Source organism: Deltaproteobacteria bacterium (assembly GCA_026712905.1).
Classification (GTDB): Bacteria; Desulfobacterota; Binatia; order UBA9968; family JAJDTQ01; genus JAJDTQ01.
The window spans coordinates 1-18790 of record JAPOPM010000108.1; the positions used below are offsets into that span (position 1 = coordinate 1).

The window sequence follows — 18790 nt, forward strand, 5'->3', positions numbered from 1 at the left end:
CCGTCGGCTGCGTTACGTCACCCCGGGCCTTGACCCGGGGTCTTCCTCGCGTGGTACCCGCCACTGCTCGTCATCGCGCCTTGCCGACAACGAAAAATCCTCCGCATATTATTATGCGAATTAACCAGACACCACACTAGCCGGAGCGCCAGCGGCAGATGGCTTCCACGACTTCCTGCCAGACGGTTTCGGGCTCGCGGCCCAGCCGTTTGGGAACGCGGAAGTCGTGGTTGCCGCCTTCGATCAGGTGGGTTCGGGTCGGCGCCTTGACCTGCTTGAGCACTTCTTCCAGCAGGTCCAAACGACAGAATGGATCGTTGGTGCCTGCCGCGAACAACATGGGCGCGGTGATCTTCATCAGGTTGTCGGCCCGGAGCCGGTCGTGGCGCTTGGGGGCGTGCAGCGGGTAGCCGAGGAAGACGAGCCCGGCGAGCTTGGGTTCCCCTGAGTCCGCCGCCTTGGCCGCCACGTGGGCGGCGATGCGCCCGCCCATGGACTTGCCGCCGATGAAGAGCCGTTCCGGCGCCGGGCGCAGGGTCCCGCGCACGTGTTCCAACACCCGCTCGAAGGCGTCTTCCAGGCGGGCGGCGGGGTCGGGTGCCTTCCGGCCCAGCTCCTTGTAGGGGAAGTTGAACTTCACCGCGAGCCAGCCGGCGCGGGCCAGGGCCTCGTGGAAGAAGGTCATGAACGGGTGGTGCATGTCCGCGCCCGCGCCGTGGGCGAGCACGATGACGTCGGTCTCGCCGGCGCGGTCGCCCGCGGGCTCCGCCGTTACCGCGGATACCTCCATACCCCGGTCCACGGCGATCTTCTCGGTGTGTTGCCGGAGGGCCGTCATGATCCTCCTTCCTCGAGCCGCCGCGCCGCCTGGAGGTCCTCCAGCTTGAGCGTGTCGTAGATGTAGTCGTTGAGCGGCGTGGCCACGCCGTGGACGCGGCCCATGCGCGAGACGTAGCCGTTCAGGGCGTCGATCTCGAGGCGCCGTCCCGCCTCCACGTCGTGGCACATGCTTCCCTTGCCGGAGGGATCCTGTTGCGCCATGAAGCGGTAGTTGGCGGCGTCGGACTCGGGTTCCAGCGGCATCCCCATGGCCACACCCAGCCGGTAGACCTCCCGCATGACCTCTCGGGCCATGCGCGCGGTGCCGTCGTAGCCGAGCATCTCCCCCAGCGGCCGCCGCGTCAGCGCGGTCATGCCGCTCACCGCGCAGATCAGAATGAACTTGTTCCACAGCTCGACGCGGATGTCGGCGGAAAGGTGTGCGTCAACCCCAGCCTCGCGCATGGCGGTCGCGATAGCGTCCCCCCTGGGGCTGGCCCCGCCGCCGAGGCCGCCGAACACGATCCGCCGCGGACCGCCGGTCTGGTGGATCCGCCCCGGTCCGACGATTGCGCTGAAGACGTAGGCGGCGCCCTCCATCACCCGCTGCTCACCGTATTCCCGGGCCAGCAACTCGCCGTTGTCGACGCCGTTCTGCAGCGAGATGACGACCGAGTCGTCGCCCACCATCGGCCGAATAAACGGGATCGCCGAGTCGTTGGCCGGGGTCTTGACGCAGTACAGGATCACGTCGCACGGTCCCGCCTCGGCCGCATCATCGGTGAAGACCGCGTCCCGGATGTTGAAACCGCCCGGCTCCACGGAATCCACGCGCAGGCCGTGTGCACTCAGCGCCTGGAGGTGGCTGCCCCGTGCGACGAAGCAAACGGGCAGCCCAGCGCGGGCCAGCAACCCGCCGAAGTAACCGCCCACGCCGCCTGTCCCCATGATACCGAACCGCATGACCCTTTGCCTCAAACCGCGAATGTAGTCGTGTGAATGTAGTTGTGTGAATGTAGTCGATGTGAAAGACCCCACCGGACGCCCCGAGTCGTCATTCCCGCGGAAGCGGGAATCCAGGGGTGGTGAGGGGCAAACGGCGTTCTTCCCCGCCCCACGCCCCCTGGATTCCCGCTTCCGCGGGAATGACGACTCGGGGCGTCCGGTGGGGTCGCCTTCCTACGGCACCAGCACGATCTTGCCGAAGAACTCGCTCCGCTCCATCAACTCGTGGGCGCGGGCGGCCTCGCTTAGCGGCAGCGCCTCGGACAGGACGCCGTGCAGCTTGCGCTCGTACACCAGTTTCATGATCTCCGGCATGTCCTCGCGCGGCCGCATGGTGGTGCCCATGAGGGTCAGCTCCCGGGTCCAGAGCTGCCCGAGGTGCAGTTCCACCCGGTGGCCGGCGGTGACCCCGGAGTTGATGAAGCGGCCGCCGCGCCGCAGGCTGGCGAAGCACTCGCGCCACACCGGCGCGCCCACGTGCTCGAAGATTACGTGGACGCCCTCGCCGCCGGTCAACTCCTGGACCTTCTTGCTGAACTCGGGGAATTCCTTGTAGTTGATGCCCGCGTCGGCGCCCAGCTCGGCGGCCTTGTCGAGCTTCCACTGGGCGCCGGCGGTGGTGATCACCCGCGCGCCCAGGAGCTTGCAGAGCTGGATCGCACCGCTACCGATGCCGCTGCCCGCGGCGATGACCAGGACATCCTCGCCGGCCTGGACTTTCGCCCGTACCACCAGCATGCGCCATGCGGTGCCGAAGGGCACGGCGATGCACGCGGCCTCCTCGAAGGACATCCATTCCGGGAAGACGTAGGCGTCGGCGGCCTCCATCCGCGCCAACTCCGCGTAGCCGCCGCCTCGGCAGCGTCCCAGCACCCGGTCGCCGGCCTTGAAGCCGTCCGCCTCCGCCCCGGCCTCCACCACCTCGCCGGCCACTTCGAGGCCCGGCACGTGCGGCAGCGGCGGCTTGACGCCGTGGCTGCCTTCGCGCGCGAACAGGTCCCGGCGGTTGAGCGCCGCCGCGCCAACCCGGACCAGCAGATCGCCGGCACCGATCTCGGGCTCGGGGACGTCGCCGTAGGTCAGTACCTCCGGGCCGCCGGTTTCAGGAATGTAGACCGCCTTCATCTTCGTGTTGCTCTCGGTGTGGCCCGCGCGCGAGGCTCAGCCACGCGCCTCCCCCAACTCCTGGAGGAACGCCGCGTACCCGGCCTCGCCGCCGTTCTCCCAGCGTTCCAAGAGCGCGGAGCCCACGATGGCGATCTCGCAGCTTCCGTGGAGCTGGCGCACGTCGCCGCCGCCGGTGATGCCGAAGCCCAGCGCCAGGGGCAGGTCCGTGGCCGCGCGGTAGCGGGTCACCAGCGCGTCGATGCCGGCCTGAAGGTCCGTGCGCCGGCCGGTGACGCCGCGCCGCGCCACGCCGTAGATGAAGCCGCGTCCGTGGCGGCCGATCTCGGCGAGGCGCGCGTCGGTGTTGGTGGGCGTGAACAGCGCCACGGGCGTCAACGCGCTGGCCGCGCTCAGCGGAGCGAGGTCGTGGTACTCCTCGATGGGAAGGTCGGGGACGATGAACCCCGCGCCGCCGGCCCCGCTCAGCCGTTCGCAGAAGGTGCGGTGGGTAAGCTGGTACACGGTGTTGTAGTAACCCATCATCAGGTGCGGGAACTCGAACTCGCGGGTCGCTCGCGCCATGAAGTCGAAGTACTGCTCCGTGGACAGCCCCTGCTTGAGGGCTTCCTGGTTGGCGTGGGCGAAGACCGGTCCGTCGGCGATGGGCTCGCTGAAGGGCATCTGCAGCTCCACCAGGTCCACGTCGGCGCGCGCCATCGCTTCCAGCATGCGCCAGTTCACGTCGAGGGACGGATAGCCCACGATGACGTGGGTCATGAGCAGGAGCTTCCGGGTCCCGAGCCGGTCCCGTATGTAGCCGCGCAGGTTCACCGGCCGGCCTTCCGCTCGAGGAAGCGCCGCCAGCCGGGGTCGTCCAGCGCCTCGGCGATGGTGAAGATGTCCTTGTCGCCGCGTCCCGACAGGGTCGCCAGCACGGTCTCGTCGTGGCGCATGCGCGGCGCCTCGCGGATGACGCCGGCCACCGCGTGTGCGCTCTCCAGGGCGGCGATGATGCCTTCCCGCCGCAGCAGCATCTGGAAACCCTCCAGCACCTCATCGTCGGTCGCCGCCTCGAAGCGCGCCCGTCCGCTCTCCCGCAGGCACGCCAGGATCGGGCTCACGCCGATGTAGTCCAGGCCCGCGGCCACCGAATGGGTGTGGCGCATCTGTCCTTCCTCGTCCTGCAGGAAGTAGGTCTTGTATCCCTGGGCCACCCCGGGAGTGCCGCCGTTGCCCGCCAACCGGGCGGCGTGGCGGCCGCTGTCCAACCCCTGGCCGCCGGCTTCCATACCCACCAACTCCACCTCCGTGTCGTCCAGAAAGCCCAGGAACGTGCCGGTGGCGTTGGAGCCGCCGCCCACGCAGCAGTACACGCGGTCCGGCAGGCGTCCGGTGAGCGCCGTCATCTGCTCGCGGCACTCCTGCCCGATGATCTGCTGGAAGTACGCGACGATCTGCGGGAACGGGTGCGGCCCGCACGCGGTCCCGAGCACGTAGTGGGTGTCGTCCATGGAGAACGCCCAGTCCCGCAGGCACTGGTTGATGGCGTCCTTCAAGGTGGCCGAGCCGTCCTCCACCGCCACCACCTTGGCCCCGAGCCGCTCCATCCAGAACACGTTGGGGCGCTGCCGTTCCACGTCCACCGCGCCCATGTAGATGGTGCACTCGAGCCCCAGCCGCGCGGCCATGGTGGCGGTGGCGACGCCGTGCTGGCCCGCGCCGGTCTCGGCGATGACGCGCTTCTTGCCCATGCGCGCCACCAGCAGCCCCTGTCCCATGACGTTGTTGATCTTGTGCGAGCCGGTCTGGTTGAGGTCTTCCCGCTTGAGATAGATCTGCGGCCCGCCCAGCGCGTCGCTCAGGTTCTTCAGGTGGGTGATCGGCGTCGGCCGGCACGAGTAGGACCGCATGACCGCCTGGAATTCCTCCCAGAAAGACGGGTCCTTGCGCGCGTCGTCGAAGGCCACGATCAACTCGTCCAGGGTCGTTCGCAAGATCTCCGGCGTAAATGCGCCTCCGTAGGCACCGAAGTACCCGGTGCGCTCTTCCACGTTCTTCAGGAGATTTTCAAGCATGGTTGGAGAACGGACAGTGGGCTACGGAGTTCAAACTCCGCCTACGAAGGTTTAAGGAGACAGGCCAGGTAAGTCAAACAGCGCGCGGATGCCTTGCAAATGGGGGGCAGGTGCTATCATGGAAGGGGACAACGTAGGGAGGTTCGCCGATGAAGATTTTGGTGACTGGAGCAACGGGACTGGTGGGCGGCGCGTTGTTGCCGTTGCTTGCCGGCGGCGGCCATGAGGTGGTGCGGCTGGGGCGGACCGCGCCGGAGGCAGGGGATGTGCGTTGGAATCCGGAACGCGGTGTCCTGGACGCCGGAGCATTGGAGGGCGTCGACGCGGTGGTCCACCTGGCGGGCGAGAACATCGCCACGGGACGCTGGAGCGCGGAGAAGAAGCGCCGCATCCGGAACAGCCGGGTGCGCGGTACGCGTTTGCTGGCCGAGACATTGGCGGGCCTGGAGCGGCCGCCGCGGGTGCTGGTGTCGGCCTCGGCCGTAGGCTTCTACGGTGACCGCGGCGACGAGGAGCTCACCGAGGCCAGTCCGGCCGGTGCCGGCTTCCTTCCCGACGTGTGCCGCGAGTGGGAGGCGGCCACGGAAGCGGCGAAAGGGAAGGGCATCCGCGTCGTCCACGCGCGCCTGGGCGTGGTACTGAGCACGGGCGGCGGGGCTCTCGCCAAGATGCTCACGCCCTTCAAACTCGGGGCCGGCGGCATCATCGGCAACGGCCGGCAGTACATGAGCTGGATCACCCTGGACGACACCGTGGCGGCCCTCGGCCACTTGGTGGCCACGGAGACGGCGGCCGGACCGGTGAACGTGGTGGCGCCGGCGGCGGTGACCAACCACGAGTTCACCAAGACCCTCGGCCGCGTGCTGCGGCGTCCCACCCTGTTCCCCCTGCCCGCGTTCGCCGCCCGGCTGGCCTTCGGCGAGATGGCCGACGCGCTCCTGCTGGCCAGCACCCGGGTGAGGCCCGCCGCCCTTCTGGAATCCGGCTACGCGTTCCGCCACGGTTCGCTCGAAGAAGGTTTGCGCCACGTGGTTGGCGCGTGACCATGGACGGGGCCGCGCTCAGCTTCAACAACGTCTCGAAGGTGTACGACGGGGCGGGCTCCGCGGAGCGCTACGCGTTGCGCGACGTCACGTTCGACATCGCCGCGGGCAAGACCGTGGCCATCGTCGGCCGTAGCGGCAGCGGCAAGTCCACGCTGCTGCACCTGGCGGCCGGTATCGACGTGCCCAGCCGTGGGTCGGTGGCGGTGTATGGGGCGGCGCTGAACGGCCTCGGCGAGACCGAGCGCACGCGGCTGCGCCGGCGCGACATCGGCTTCGTCTTCCAGCTCTTCCATCTCCTGCCCCACCTGACCGTGCGCGACAACGTGGCCCTGCCGGACCTCATCGCCGGGACCCGGGAGCGTGACTACCGCGAACGGGTGGCGGCGCTGCTGGAGCGGGTGGCCCTGCCGGACCGGGCCGACGACCCGGTGGCCGGACTGAGCGGCGGCGAGATGCAGCGGGTGGCCATCTGCCGGGCACTGCTGCGCCGGCCGCGCTTGCTCCTGGCGGACGAACCCACCGGCAGCCTCGACGACGCCAGCGGCCAAGTGGTCATGGACCTCATGCTCCGGATGGTGGCGGAGGAGGGCGCCACCCTGGTCTACGCCACCCACAGCCGCGAGCTGGCGGCCATGGCCGATCGCACCCTGCGCCTCCACAGCGGCATCCTGGAGGCGGAAACCGACACCGCGGTATAGTGTCGTGTGCGTGGAAACTCCCCCGCTCGTGCCGAGCGGAGTCGACGATGTCTTGTCCGCGGGCACCGGTGGACTCATGAGCTTGTTTCGTGACACGGGACCGTAGGTCCGGACCATGCTGCGCTACTTCTGCAAGACCGTATCCGCCCACTGGCGCACCAATCCGGTGCTCTACGGCCTGACCGTCCTGGGCGTGGCCCTGGGGGTGGCCTCGGTCATCAGCATCCGCATCCTCAACCAGAGCGCGGTGGCCTCGTTCGCCGCGGGCGTGCGCACCATCGGCGGCGCCGCCGACGTGGTCGTGACCGGCAAGGCCGGCACTCTGCCGGACGCGTTCTACCCGCTCGTCCGGGGCACGACGGGGGTGGCCGCGGCCTGGCCGGTGTTCGAGAGCACGGTGGCGGTGGAGGGGCGGCCCGATTCCTTCGTGCGCCTCCTGGGCATCGATCTGCTGGGGCCTTCCCCGGAGTTCTGGGACGCGCTCTCGGGTCTGCCGCCCGAAGCAGAGGCCGGTGCCGCGGCACGCCGGCGCGGCTGGGCGGCGGCCACCCCGGAGCTGGCCGCCGCCATGGGATGGTCCGTCGGCGACCGCGTCGAAGTCCGTGATCGCGAGCAGGTCCGGGCACTCCACGTCGGCGCGCTGGTGGACTTCCAGCGCTGGGGCGCGGGCGGGAGCCGCCGTGCCCTGGTGATGGACATCGCCGAGGCGCAGTCCCTGTTCGGCGGTACCGGCATCCTGCACCGTATCGGCGTCGAGGCCGTGGACGGCGCCGACCTGCCGGCCCTGGCGGCACGTATCGAAGACCGGCTCGGCGGCCGGGCGGACGCGGCCACGCCGTCGGAGCGTACGGGGCAGGCGCGGCAGCTCCTCGGCGCCTTCCGCCTGAACCTCACCGCCTTGAGCATGGTGAGTCTGCTGGTGGGCACGTTCCTGGTGTTCAGCAGCATGCGCGCGTGCCTCGTGTGGCAGCGCCGGGAGTTCGGCGTGCTGCGTTCCCTGGGCTCCACCCCGGCCCAGGTGCTGGCGCTGATCCTGGGCGAGGCCGCGCTGCTCGGTGTCCTGGGGGTGGCCATCGGCATCGTCGCGGGCTACTGGACCGCCATCTGGAACCTGGACGCGGTAAGCTCCACCCTGACCAACGTCTACATGCTCCGGGAAATCGAATCGCTGGAGGTCTCCGGAGACACCTTGGCGCTGGCGGTGTTCGCGGGCCTGGGGGGCGCTCTCAGCGGCACGCTGCTGCCCGCCCTGGACGTATGGCGCCGGGACACGCGCACGCTGCTGGACACCTACCCGGCGCAGTCGGCCGGCGGCGCCCGCGCCCGCGTGCTCTTCCGCATCGGCCTCGCGCTGGTGGCCGGGGCGGTGGCGTGGTACTGGCTCGCGGGCTGGCGCTGGCGTCCGTCGGGATTTGTCCTGTCCACCGTCATGATGCTGTGTCTGCCGCTGGTCGCCCCCTGGCTGGTGCAGCGTCTCACCGCGCGCGTGCGGGTGCCGGACTTCGGCTTCCGCTACGGCGTCCGCAGCCTCGGCGCCACTCTGGCCAACACCTCGTTCTCGGTATCGTCCCTGTCCATGGCCGTGTGCCTGCTGGTGGGCATCACGTTGCTGGTGGGGAGCTTTCGCGAGACCCTGGTGCGCTGGGTGGACCGCTCGCTGCGCGCCGACGTGTACGTCACCGCCACGGTCGGGGCAAGGGCCGGGCCGCACTCCACCCTGAGCGCGGATCTCGTGGAGCGGCTGGCGCGCGCGCCCGAGGTGCGCGGCGTCGATCCGCTGCGCCGCCTGTTCCTGCCCGTGGGCGGCCGCCGCGTGGCCGTGGTGGCCGTGGACCTGAATCGCCCCGCCGAGCAGCGGCGCCTGGGGCTCCTCTCCGGCGGCGACGCGGTGGCGCGGGCGCTCCGGGAACAGGGCGTCCTCGTCGGCGAACCGCTGTCCCAGAGCGCCTCCCTGGCGGTGGGCGACACGGTGGCGATCGAAGGGCCGCTGGGACCCGTGCGCCTCCCGGTTGCCGGCGTCTACCGCGACTACACCGAGGGCGGCTCCGTCACCATGGACCTGGGCCTCATGGCCGAAACCCTGGGCGCCGGCCGCCTCACCAGCGTCGCGCTGCACCTCAAGCCCGGCGCCGACCCGGAAGCCGTGGCCGCGGCCATCGAGAGCCGTCACCCCAGCGGCTTCCTGCGTGTGCGCAGCAACCAGCATCTCAAGGACGACGTGCTCCACGTCTTCGACCAGACCTTCGCGGTGACGCGCATCCTCCAGGTCATGAGCCTCATCATCGCCGCCTGCGCCATCACCCTGACGCTGCTGGTGGTGGCCCAGGAGAAGGCCAGCGAGATCGCCCTCTACCGCACCCTCGGGGCCTACCGCCGGCAGGTGTTCCTGCTGTTCGTGAGCAAGGGCGCCGCCATGGCGTTCCTCGGCCTGGCCATGGGCTTCGCCGCCGGCACCGGCCTCGGGGTGGTGCTGATCTTCGTCATCCAGAAGAGCTACTTCGGCTGGAGCATCGAGTGGACCTGGCCGTGGCTGACCCTCACGGGCCAAGCCCTCGCCATCGTCTGCGCGGCGGTGCTGGCGAGCCTGTACCCGGCGTTCAAGGCCAGCCGCACGCCGGCCAACGAGTTGTGTCATGCGGATGCGTAAGGGGAGCGCGATCGGTCCGGCGGACTGCATCCTCGCGCTCGCCTGTGTCATCCTCTGGGTCGGTCCCGCCGCCCACGCCTGGACCCCGGCTCAACCCGGTTACGAGTGGTCCTTCCCGCGGGACCACTGGGCCCACGACGACTACAAGACCGAATGGTGGTACTTCACCGGCCACCTGCGCTCCGTAGAGGAACCCGCCCGCCGTTTCGGATTCCAGTTCACCTTCTTCAGGATCGGCATGTCCCGGGAAACGCCGCCGTCCGGCTCCGCCTGGGCCGCCGGCAACCTCATCATGGGCCATGCCGCCGTTACGGATCTGGACAACGGCGCCCACCGCTTCAGCGAGCTCGTGGTCCGCGCCGCCCCGCTCCTCGGCGGGTTCGGCCGCTACCCCGACCCGCGCCTGGCCTGGAGCGTCGGCCCGACCGGGACGCCCGACGCGTGGCAACTCCACTGGAACGGCAACGGCTTCGACTTCACCATGGCCGACGCCGGCAAGGGCTTCGGCTTCAGCCTTGCCACCCGCCCCGTGAAGCCCCTGGTGTTCCAGGGCCCCGGCGGCCTGAGCCGGAAAGGGGAGGGCGCCACGGAGGCTAGCCACTACTACAGCTACACCCGCATGACCGCCACCGGCACCATCCGCCTGGATGGCAAGGAGTGGAACGTCGGCGGCACGAGCTGGATGGACAAGGAGTTCGGCTCCAACCAGCTCGGCGAGGACACCGTCGGCTGGGACTGGTTCAGCCTGCAGCTCGATGACGGGCGTGAGGTCATGCTCTATCTCCTCCGCAACCGCGACGGCGCCACCCACCACGCCGGCGCCACCGTAGTGGACCTCGAGGGTGCCGTCCGTTACCTGAACCCCACCGAATGGAACCTGGACGCCACCGGCCGATGGACAAGCCCCGCCACCGGCACCCCCTATCCCGCTGCCTGGACCCTCGACGTCCCCACCGCCGGAATCCACACCGTCATCACCCCCAGGCTCGCGGATCAAGAGAACCGCAGCGCGCTGATCCCGAACCTGTTCTACTGGGAAGGATCCGTCAGAGTAGACGACGGGAAGGGAAGGCGCATCGGGCAGGGTTACGTGGAACTGACGGGCTACGGCGAGAACAGCAGGCCGCCGATGTGAGTTCCGGGTCGTAGGGCCGTGAAAAAGCGGAGCGTGTCTTCGGTGCCAAGTTGAGCCATGTCGGAGGATCGTATGGCGGTAGGTTTCCCCTTTTCGGACGAAATGGATGGTCAATGTGGAAAACGCCGTGATTTCAATTGGTTGAGATATGGCATGGAGCTTCCGGACCCCGCGCTTTCCGTACTACAACCCGCTCATCGCCGGCGCCTTCTTTCGCGCCGGTTACATCGAGGCCTGGGGTCGCGGCATCGAGAAGATCAATCGCGAGTGCCGCGAGCATGGCATTGATCCGCCCCTTTATGACAGCAGCATGTCCGGCCTGATGCTGACCTTCCGTGCGAACCCTGCGCATCTGCCGACTGCGCCTCATGCGATGAAGGAAGGGGAACACTCAGAGAAATCGTCGGTAGAAATGTCGGTAGAAACGCCGGTAGAAACGCCGGGTAGGATCGTCGAACTGCTTCGGAAACACCCGCACCTGACCTTGGTTGAAGTAGCCGCTCAAATCGGCAAGTCAGTCCGGACTGTTGAGCGAGCAAGCGCCAAACTGATCAATGAAGGGCGGCTTCGCCGTGTCGGCCCCCGTAAAGGCGGCCACTGGGAAGTTCTGAAGTGACAAGCGTGGGCCAACCCGAGCGCGTCCACCCAGGATCGGGTGATCGCCCTGTTCCGCGACCAACTGGACTACCGCTATGTCGGCGACCGGACTGACCGCGACCTGGGCGCTGTTCTTCATCGGCAACGAGTAACGTTGGCGCGTTTCGGTCTTCGTATTGTGTCTTGGATTCTCCGCCCTATAATGGTCGCAGGACGGGATCGGGTTTCGTGGTCGTTGTACGCGGCAACACTTCGAACCGACGCAAACCGGATTGAAGGAGAGGAGTGTCTCATGGAAAAGCATCTGATCGACCCGCAGGTCTACGATCTGTATGACGAGTATTGCCACAGCATGATGGACCGCCGTGAGTTCTTTCGGCGCGCCGCCACCATCGCGGTGGTCGGAGGCGTGTCGGCGCTTGCCATGGCCGAGGCGATGCTGCCGCGCTACGCAAGGGCGCAGACGATCTCCTTTACCGACAAGCGCATCAAGGCGCGCTATGTCACGCACGATTCGCCCGGCGGCAACTCCGGCAAGATGCGCGGCTATCTGGTCCAGCCGGCCGGGGCGGGCCCGTTTCCCGCGGTTCTCGTCATTCACGAGAACCGCGGCCTGAATCCGCATATCGAGGATGTCGCACGGCGTGCCGCGGTGGCGGGGTTCCTCGCCATGGCGCCGGACGGTCTTGCGCCCATCGGCGGCTATCCCGGCAATGACGACGACGGCAAGAGAATGCAGCGGAGCCTCGACCGCGGCAAGCTGCGCACGGACCTTCTCAACAGCGCCCGGTATCTCAAGGCGCACGAGTTGTCCAACGGGAAGCTGGGCGCCACCGGTTTCTGCTTCGGCGGCGGCGTGGTCAATTTTCTCGCGGTGCAGATGGGCAGCGACTTGAGCGCCGGCGTGCCGTTCTATGGCTCGGCCCCGAAGTCGGCCGACGACGTCGCCAAGATCAAGGCGGCGCTGCTGATCCACTACGCGGAAAACGACCCGCGCATCAACAAGCAGGCTCCGGCCTACGAGGCCGCCCTGAAAGCCAACGGCGTGTCGCTTGAGGCGCATGTCTACCCCGGCACGCGCCACGGCTTCCACAACAACTCGACGCCGCGCTACGATGAGGCGGCCGCCAAGCTCGCATGGGAGCGTACGGTGGCCTTCTTCAAGCAGCACCTGTCGTAGTCGAGGGGTTGCCGTTGCGCGCAGGGAGACCCGACGGAGTGCGTCCGTGACCGACCTGGCTTGGCGCTCGGCAACCCGACTGGCGAGTCTCGTCCGCCGGCGCAGGGTCGGCTGCGTCGAATTGCTGGACCACTACCTGGCGCGGGTCGAGCGGTTCAACCCGGCGCTCAACGCGATCATCGCCACGGACATCCCCAAAGCGCGCCGGCGGGCGCGGGCGGCGGACCGGGCGCTGGCGCGGGGCGAGGTGTGGGGACCGCTGCACGGGCTGCCCATGACCGTGAAGGATTCCTTCGACGTGGCGGGTCTGCCCACCACTTGGGGGGTGCCGGCGCGGCGGGACAACATCGCCCGGACGGACGCGTTGTCGGTGAAGCGGCTGCGCGACGCGGGGGCGGTGATCTTCGGCAAGACCAACGTGCCCATCCGGCTCGCGGACGCCCAGAGCTTCAACGACATCTACGGCACCACGCGCAACCCTTGGGACCTCGACCGGGCGCCGGGCGGCTCCTCGGGCGGCGCGTCGGCGGCGCTGGCGGCGGGCCTGACCGCGCTGGAGATGGGCAGCGACATCGCGGGTTCGGTGCGAAACCCGGCGGCCTACTGCGGCCTGTTCTCGCACAAGCCGACGATGGGCATCTGCCCCACGGACGGGCACGCGCTGGACGGCAACCGGGCGCCTCTGGACATGCTCGTCATCGGGCCGCTGGCGCGGAGCGCGGCGGATCTGTCACTCCTGCTGTCGGTGATCGCAGGTCCGGACGAGATCGACGCCGCCGGCGTCCGGCTGGTTCTGCCGGCGCCGCGCAAGAAGAAGCTGGAAGACTATCGGGTCTCCATCCTGCTGGAAGACGAGACCGTGCCCACGGCGAGCGCGATCGGCGGCCTGCATCGGGCGCTGGCGCGCTTCCTGCGCCAACAAAGGGTGAAGGTCGCCGTCGGCGCCCGCCCCGATTTCGACGCGGCCGACTCGCACCGGGTCTTTGACGTGCTGCTGCGGGCCGCCACCTCCGGGAGTCAGACGGACGCGGAGTTCGCCGCCAATCTCCGAGCGCGGCAGAGGCTGTCCGTGGACGATGACAGCAAGCGGGCGCGCATGCTTCGCGGCGTCACGTTGCCGCACCGGGACTGGCTTCGCCTGGACGAGATCCGGCATCGCATCCGCTGGCGGTGGCACGCGTTCTTCCAGCGCCACGACCTCCTGCTGGCCCCCATCACGGTGTCGGCGGCCATGGGCCACGACCACACGCCGCCGTACCAACGCACGGTGCCGGTGGACGGCGTGATGCAGCCGTTCATGAACCAGGTCTCGTTGCCGGGCTACGCCAATCTCGCCTGGCTGCCCTCGGCGGTGGCGCCCATCGGTGTCAACGGCGAGGGGCTTCCGGTAGGCATCCAGATCATCGGCCCGCAGTACGGCGACCTCACCTGTATTCAGTTCGCGCGGCTGCTGGAGAAGACCTACCGTGGTTTCGTGTCTCCAATGGGTTACGATTGATGGGCCTTGACGGCGAACCCAATCGCCGGCCAAGAGGACCGACGGAGTTGACACGCAGGATCCCATGAAGACGCCTTCAGCCCTCGCCGTCGCGCTGTTCGTGTGGCTCGTCGGATGCGTTTCCGGAGCCGCGGAAATGCCCGCCGGGCCCGTGGTACTGACCGTCGCGGGCGATATCGTGGCGGCCAACCGGCCCGCCTACGACGAGCAGCGCGACATGTTCCTCAAGCATCACAAGCGCACGTTCGACAAGGCGTTCGTATTCGATCGGCCCATGCTGGAACGCCTGGGCGTCAGGGAGGTCCGGGCCGATACGGATTGGGCCGGTCCCAGGACCGCGTCCGGCCCCCTCTTGGTTGATGTTCTGAACGCCGCGGGTTGCCGCGGCGGGACCTTCGATGTGCTGGCGCTCGACGGGTTCCGCTTCAAGTTGTCCAAGGAGGACGTGGAGGCGCGCGAGTGGGTGGTGGCGACCCGGGCCGACGGCCGACCCCTCGGTATCGGCGACCGGGGCCCTTTGTGGCTGGTCTTCGATCCTGCCGGCGACCGCCCGGCCACGGCCAAGGAGATCGGCCTCGGGCCGTGGGCGTTGTTCTTCATCGAGTGCGGATAAGGCACGGTTCCCGGCATGTTTGTGCGGTGGCCCGGAACAGTCTAGAATTTTGCTGGTCATCCGATTCGCAATGATCCAAGTCAAACCCAGAGGAGGAGACTGATGGCGGACATCAACGAAGTCGGCGCCACCGCGTTTTTCATCGCGGGAATTCGCGAGCAGGAGAAGGACCGAGAGCATCCGCTGTTCAAGGACCCCTACGCGGAGTGGTTCGTTAACGACGAGATCCGGACCAAGGTCCGGCAGGTGTTCGCGGTCTTGCCGGCAGGATTGGAACTCGTGCGCTACCGTTCCGCGCTTTTCGATGAGGTCATCCGTAACGAGATCGGCAACGGCATGCGGCAGGTCGTCATCCTGGGCTCCGGGTTCGACATGCGGCCGCACATGTTTCAGGCCGAGGGCGTGCGTTTCTGCGACGTCGATCAACCGGCGGTGCTGGCGTTCAAGGGCCGGGTGCTGGAGGCCCACGGCGTGACCCCGTGCGCGGGCATCCCGTGCAACTATCTCGAGGTGGATCTGCCCGCGAAGCTGGCGGAGGCGGGGTTGGACCTCGATGCGCCGATGCTGATCATCTGGGAAGGCAACACCATGTACCTGCCGGAGGACTTGATCTACGGCTTCCTCAACCGCCTGCGCGAGGGAATCCCGTCCTTCAGGATCGCGTTCGACTTTTTCGCGAAGAGCGTCATCGACCGCACCACCGGCGACGACGACATCACCGCCACCACCGACGCGTTCGAGAACACCCTGAAGGTGAAGTGGGTCACGGGTTTCGACGACCTCTCCGTTCTCGAGGAACGCACCGGCCTCAAGGCGGTCGAGCTCGCCAGCCTTTTCGATTTCGGCAGACGCGTGGCGCCCGACGCGCCCGAGGAAATCCCCGAGCTGCATCTGTACCTTCACGGCATCCTCGCCAACGGGGCGGCCTGAGCTTCCGCGCTTGCGTACGAACCGGTGAGCGAGATGCCGAAGCCCCTGACGCCGGATCGGCTCTACACGAAGTGTGATCCGGCGGACCTGCCGTCATCCCGCGAGGCGGGTGCGGCAACGGACGGCCTCGGCCAGGAGCGGGCGCTGGACGCGGTTCGGTTCGGCGTCGGCATCCGGCGCCACGGCTACAATATCTTCGCTCATGGCGCGCCCGGCATCGGCAAGTACCCGCTCGTGCGGCGCTACATCGAGCAAGCCGCGGCGGCCATGCCGGTGCCGCCCGACTGGTGCTACGTCCACAACTTCCAGGAAACGCACAAGCCGCGCGCGCTGCGGCTGCCGGCCGGCCGGGGCTGCCGGCTCCGCGCCGACATGGAGAAGCTGATCCGGGAGTTGCGCGCCGCCATTCCCGCGGCCTTCGAGAGCGAAGAGTACCAGGCCCGCGCCCACGCCCTTCAGGCCGAGTTCAGCCAGCGCCAGGAGGCCGGGTTCAACGAGCTGCAGGAACACGCCCAGGCGCGCGGCGTAGGCCTGATCCGCACGCCCTCGGGCCTCGCCCTGGCGCCCGCCTCCAAGGGCGAGGTGGTGAGCCCGGAAGCCTTTCGCCAGTGGCCCGAGGAGACCCAGGCGAAAATGCGCGCGGACATCGCCGAGCTGGAGAAGGAGCTTCAGGAGATTCTCAAGAAGGCGCCGCAATGGGAGCGCGAGCGGCACGAGCGGATGCGCGGCCTCAACCAGGAGGTGGTGAGCCACGCGGTGGCCCTGTTCATCGAGGAGCTGGGCAAGGACTACGACGACCTGCCCGAGGTCATGGACTACATCGAGCAGGTGCGCGCGGACCTTCAGGAGAACGCCGAGGAGTTCCACGCCGCCGAACCGCCGGCGCCACAGCAGGACGGGGTGCCGGGGCGCGAGACCCGGCGGGAGCCGTCCTTTCGCCGCTACCAGGTGAACGTCGTCGTCGACAACGGGCGGCGGCAGGGCGCGCCCGTGGTCTACGAGGACCTGCCCACTCCGAGCAACGTCATGGGCCGCATCGAGCAGATGGCCCGGTTCGGCGCCCTCACCACCGACTTCAGCCTCATCAAGCCGGGCGCGCTGCACGCCGCCAACGGCGGCTTCCTGTTGGTGGACGCGCGCAAGCTGTTCATGCAGCCCATCATCTGGGAGGAGATCAAGCGCGCGCTCCAGTCCAACGAGATCCGCATCCAGGGGCTCACCGAAGCCCTTGGCTTCGCCAATACCGTCACCTTGCAGCCCGAGCCCATCCCCCTGGACGTGAAGGTGGTGCTGCTGGGCGACCCCATGATCTATTACCTGTTGAGCCAGTCGGATCCCGACTTCCCGGAACTCTTCAAGGTGGCCGCGGACTTCGACGACCAGGTGCCGCGCAACCAGGGCAACACCGCGCGTTACGCCCGTATGATCGCCGACACCGCGAGCCGCGAGGGGCTGCGGACGCTCTCGCGGGAAGCCACCGCGCGCGTCATCGAGCGGGCGGCGCGGCTGGCCGCCGATTCGGAGCGCCTGACCCTGCGCCTGCGCGCCATCGGCGACCTGCTCTACGAGGCCGACTACTGGGCCGGCCAGGAGGGCAGGGGTGAGATCGCCGTCGCGGACGTGGAACGGGCCATCGACGCCCAGACCCGGCGCTCCGACCGGGTGCGCGAGCGCAGCCAGGAGCAAATCCTGCGCGAGACGCTGCTTATCGACACCGACGGCGAGGCGGTGGGCCAGGTGAACGGCCTCTCCGTGCTGCAACTCGGCGAATTCGCCTTCGGCAAGCCCAGCCGCATCACCGCCCGGGTGCGCCTGGGCCGCGGCGAGGTCCTGGACATCGAGCGCGAGGTGGAGATGGGCGGGCCGCTGCACTCCAAGGGCGTGCTGATCCTGTCGGGCTTTCTCGGCGCCCGCTTCGCCCGGCGCCAACCGCTGGCCCTGTCGGCGAGCCTGGTTTTCGAGCAGTCCTACGGCGGGGGGGACGGCGACAGCGCCTCCTCCACCGAGCTCTACGCGCTCCTGTCGGCCCTCTCCGGCGTGCCCATCCGCCAATCCCTGGCGGTCACCGGCTCGGTCAACCAGCACGGCCAGGTCCAGGCCATCGGCGGGGTCAACGAGAAGATCGAGGGCTTCTTCGACATCTGCGTCGCGCGCGGCCTCACCGGCCGCCAGGGGGTGCTGATCCCCTCCGCCAACGTCAAGCACCTGATGCTGCGACGGGACGTGGTGGAGGCGGCCGCCCAGGGCAGGTTCCACGTCTTTCCGGTAGAGACCATCGACCAGGGCATCGAGCTGCTCACGGGCGTGGACGCGGGTGTTGCCGACGACCAGGGAAACTTCCCGGCCGACACGGTCAATGGGCGCGCGCAGGCGACGCTGCTCGAGTTCGCCCACAACGCCCGGGACTTCGCCACGAGCGGGCGAGATCGGGAGCCGAGTCCATGAGCCGTCCGGTTCCGGCCTTCGACGTGCGCCGCATCGTGGTGGCCATCGACGGTTCGCGCGCGGCCGCGGAGGTCCTCGAAGCGGCGGCCCGGCTCGCGGCGCGCCTCCACGCGGAGTTGGAGGGGGTCTTCATACGGGATATCAACCTTTTGCGGCTGGCCAGCCTGCCCGTGGGCCGGGAGATCCAGTTTCCCACCGGGCAGGGACGCGACTTCACCGCGGACGCGCTCGAGGCCGACATCCGGACGCGGGAGTTCGCCGCCCGGCGCGCTCTGGCCGCGGCCGCCGAGCGGGTGCACGTGAGCTACTCCTTTCGCACGGCCGAGGGGCAGGTGGATGTCGAGGTGGTGACGGCGGCGGGCGGCGGCGACCTCCTCATCGTCAACTCCGAGACCCGCTCTCGGTGGGGCGCTGCCCGGTCCACCCACGTGGCCCGGGAGGTGGCCGAACGCGCTCCCCGCTCCGTACTGGTATCGAAGCCCGGGGCCTTGTTGGCCGGCGTCCCGCTGGTATGCCACGACGGCGGCGCCGGCTCGTGGCACGCCCTGGACGCCGGGCTGTACTTCTTCGGCCTGCACGAGGGCCGGCTCGCCGTGCTCATCCTTGCCGACGACCCGGTCGAGGCCGAGACCCTGCGCCGGCAGGTGGAAGACCGTCTCGCCGCGCGGGGCGTCAGTCCCCGGTTCCTCTACGGCGTCCGCCCGCGCGCACCCGAGGTGTGCCGCCTCGCCGGCGAAGCCGGCGCCGGCGTGCTGGTCATGGCCGCCGACTGCCCCGCCCTCGACACACCCCGCCAACGGGAAGTCCTCGAATCCATCACCTGTCCCGTCCTGATCGTGCGCTAAGTCCCGTATTCGTCATTCCCGCGAAAGCGGGAATCCAGGGGTTGGGCGGGGTATAGCGGCATGTTCCTCGCCCCACCACCCCTGGATTCCCGCTTTCGCGGGAATGACGATCCGGGGGCGTGACAATTCAACCAGTCTTCTACGGCGCAG

Annotated in this window: 16 protein-coding genes; 11 read left to right on the forward strand and 5 right to left on the reverse strand. The window is 68.8% G+C overall.

Annotation, left to right across the window (positions count from 1 at the left end; all coding sequences use genetic code 11):
* Nucleotides 1–136: 136 nt before the first annotated feature.
* The 5 genes from OXF11_08300 to trpB form a co-directional block, all read right to left on the reverse strand.
* Complete coding sequence (locus OXF11_08300; protein MCY4487100.1) at nucleotides 137–838, reverse strand: alpha/beta hydrolase fold domain-containing protein; 702 nt, start codon at nucleotides 836–838, stop codon at nucleotides 137–139.
* Nucleotides 835–1782 (reverse strand): 2-dehydropantoate 2-reductase, encoded by a 948-nt coding sequence (locus tag OXF11_08305; GenBank protein ID MCY4487101.1) that lies wholly within the window; start codon nucleotides 1780–1782, stop codon nucleotides 835–837. Before OXF11_08305 ends, OXF11_08300 begins: the two co-directional genes overlap by 4 nt.
* Nucleotides 1783–1998: 216 nt before the next feature.
* Nucleotides 1999–2949, reverse strand: coding sequence for a zinc-binding dehydrogenase (locus tag OXF11_08310; protein MCY4487102.1), 951 nt, complete (start codon nucleotides 2947–2949; stop codon nucleotides 1999–2001).
* 36 nt (nucleotides 2950–2985) lie between these two features.
* Nucleotides 2986–3762, reverse strand: coding sequence for a tryptophan synthase subunit alpha (trpA, locus tag OXF11_08315; GenBank protein ID MCY4487103.1), 777 nt, complete (start codon nucleotides 3760–3762; stop codon nucleotides 2986–2988).
* Nucleotides 3759–5006 (reverse strand): tryptophan synthase subunit beta, encoded by a 1248-nt coding sequence (trpB, locus tag OXF11_08320; GenBank protein MCY4487104.1) that lies wholly within the window; start codon nucleotides 5004–5006, stop codon nucleotides 3759–3761. Before trpB ends, trpA begins: the two co-directional genes overlap by 4 nt.
* 149 nt (nucleotides 5007–5155) lie before the next feature.
* On the opposite strand from trpB, the gene OXF11_08325 reads away from it, so the two are divergent.
* From OXF11_08325 to OXF11_08375, 11 genes are all read left to right on the forward strand, one after another.
* On the forward strand, nucleotides 5156–6049 hold the full coding sequence (locus OXF11_08325; GenBank protein MCY4487105.1) for a TIGR01777 family oxidoreductase: 894 nt from the start codon (nucleotides 5156–5158) through the stop codon (nucleotides 6047–6049).
* Between the two features lie 2 nt (nucleotides 6050–6051).
* Entirely contained in the window at nucleotides 6052–6750 is a 699-nt protein-coding gene (locus OXF11_08330; protein ID MCY4487106.1) for an ABC transporter ATP-binding protein, read from the forward strand.
* Nucleotides 6751–6865: 115 nt separating this feature from the next.
* On the forward strand, nucleotides 6866–9397 hold the full coding sequence (locus tag OXF11_08335) for an FtsX-like permease family protein (GenBank protein ID MCY4487107.1): 2532 nt from the start codon (nucleotides 6866–6868) through the stop codon (nucleotides 9395–9397).
* Nucleotides 9384–10532 carry a carotenoid 1,2-hydratase gene (locus OXF11_08340; protein MCY4487108.1) on the forward strand — a complete coding sequence of 383 codons (1149 nt, stop codon included), beginning with the start codon at nucleotides 9384–9386 and terminating at the stop codon, nucleotides 10530–10532. The genes OXF11_08335 and OXF11_08340 overlap by 14 nt, the downstream gene beginning before the upstream one ends.
* A gap of 148 nt (nucleotides 10533–10680) precedes the next feature.
* Nucleotides 10681–11148 (forward strand): winged helix-turn-helix transcriptional regulator, encoded by a 468-nt coding sequence (locus tag OXF11_08345; protein MCY4487109.1) that lies wholly within the window; start codon nucleotides 10681–10683, stop codon nucleotides 11146–11148.
* Between the two features lie 273 nt (nucleotides 11149–11421).
* On the forward strand, nucleotides 11422–12309 hold the full coding sequence (locus tag OXF11_08350; protein MCY4487110.1) for a dienelactone hydrolase family protein: 888 nt from the start codon (nucleotides 11422–11424) through the stop codon (nucleotides 12307–12309).
* 46 nt (nucleotides 12310–12355) lie between these two features.
* On the forward strand, nucleotides 12356–13807 hold the full coding sequence (locus OXF11_08355) for an amidase (protein ID MCY4487111.1): 1452 nt from the start codon (nucleotides 12356–12358) through the stop codon (nucleotides 13805–13807).
* Between the two features lie 64 nt (nucleotides 13808–13871).
* Nucleotides 13872–14420, forward strand: a complete 549-nt coding sequence (locus tag OXF11_08360; GenBank protein ID MCY4487112.1) for a hypothetical protein — start codon at nucleotides 13872–13874, stop codon at nucleotides 14418–14420.
* Nucleotides 14421–14522: 102 nt separating this feature from the next.
* Entirely contained in the window at nucleotides 14523–15350 is an 828-nt protein-coding gene (locus OXF11_08365) for an SAM-dependent methyltransferase (GenBank protein MCY4487113.1), read from the forward strand.
* A 33-nt stretch (nucleotides 15351–15383) separates the two neighbouring features.
* Complete coding sequence (locus OXF11_08370; GenBank protein ID MCY4487114.1) at nucleotides 15384–17795, forward strand: ATP-binding protein; 2412 nt, start codon at nucleotides 15384–15386, stop codon at nucleotides 17793–17795.
* Nucleotides 17792–18640, forward strand: coding sequence for a universal stress protein (locus tag OXF11_08375; GenBank protein MCY4487115.1), 849 nt, complete (start codon nucleotides 17792–17794; stop codon nucleotides 18638–18640). Before OXF11_08370 ends, OXF11_08375 begins: the two co-directional genes overlap by 4 nt.
* The last annotated feature ends 150 nt before the right edge of the window (nucleotides 18641–18790 follow it).

Excerpts from the sequence above, each read along its gene's own strand:
- OXF11_08300 (MCY4487100.1), bottom strand. The coding sequence starts at position 838 with ATGACGGCCCTCCGGCAACACACCGAGAAGATCGCCGTGGACCGGGGT.
- OXF11_08305 (MCY4487101.1), bottom strand. The coding sequence starts at position 1,782 with ATGCGGTTCGGTATCATGGGGACAGGCGGCGTGGGCGGTTACTTCGGC.
- OXF11_08310 (MCY4487102.1), bottom strand. The coding sequence starts at position 2,949 with ATGAAGGCGGTCTACATTCCTGAAACCGGCGGCCCGGAGGTACTGACC.
- trpB (MCY4487104.1), bottom strand. The coding sequence starts at position 5,006 with ATGCTTGAAAATCTCCTGAAGAACGTGGAAGAGCGCACCGGGTACTTC.
- OXF11_08325 (MCY4487105.1), top strand. The coding sequence starts at position 5,156 with ATGAAGATTTTGGTGACTGGAGCAACGGGACTGGTGGGCGGCGCGTTG.
- OXF11_08330 (MCY4487106.1), top strand. The coding sequence starts at position 6,052 with ATGGACGGGGCCGCGCTCAGCTTCAACAACGTCTCGAAGGTGTACGAC.
- OXF11_08335 (MCY4487107.1), top strand. The coding sequence starts at position 6,866 with ATGCTGCGCTACTTCTGCAAGACCGTATCCGCCCACTGGCGCACCAAT.
- OXF11_08340 (MCY4487108.1), top strand. The coding sequence starts at position 9,384 with ATGCGGATGCGTAAGGGGAGCGCGATCGGTCCGGCGGACTGCATCCTC.
- OXF11_08345 (MCY4487109.1), top strand. The coding sequence starts at position 10,681 with ATGGCATGGAGCTTCCGGACCCCGCGCTTTCCGTACTACAACCCGCTC.
- OXF11_08350 (MCY4487110.1), top strand. The coding sequence starts at position 11,422 with ATGGAAAAGCATCTGATCGACCCGCAGGTCTACGATCTGTATGACGAG.
- OXF11_08360 (MCY4487112.1), top strand. The coding sequence starts at position 13,872 with ATGAAGACGCCTTCAGCCCTCGCCGTCGCGCTGTTCGTGTGGCTCGTC.
- OXF11_08365 (MCY4487113.1), top strand. The coding sequence starts at position 14,523 with ATGGCGGACATCAACGAAGTCGGCGCCACCGCGTTTTTCATCGCGGGA.
- OXF11_08370 (MCY4487114.1), top strand. The coding sequence starts at position 15,384 with ATGCCGAAGCCCCTGACGCCGGATCGGCTCTACACGAAGTGTGATCCG.
- OXF11_08375 (MCY4487115.1), top strand. The coding sequence starts at position 17,792 with ATGAGCCGTCCGGTTCCGGCCTTCGACGTGCGCCGCATCGTGGTGGCC.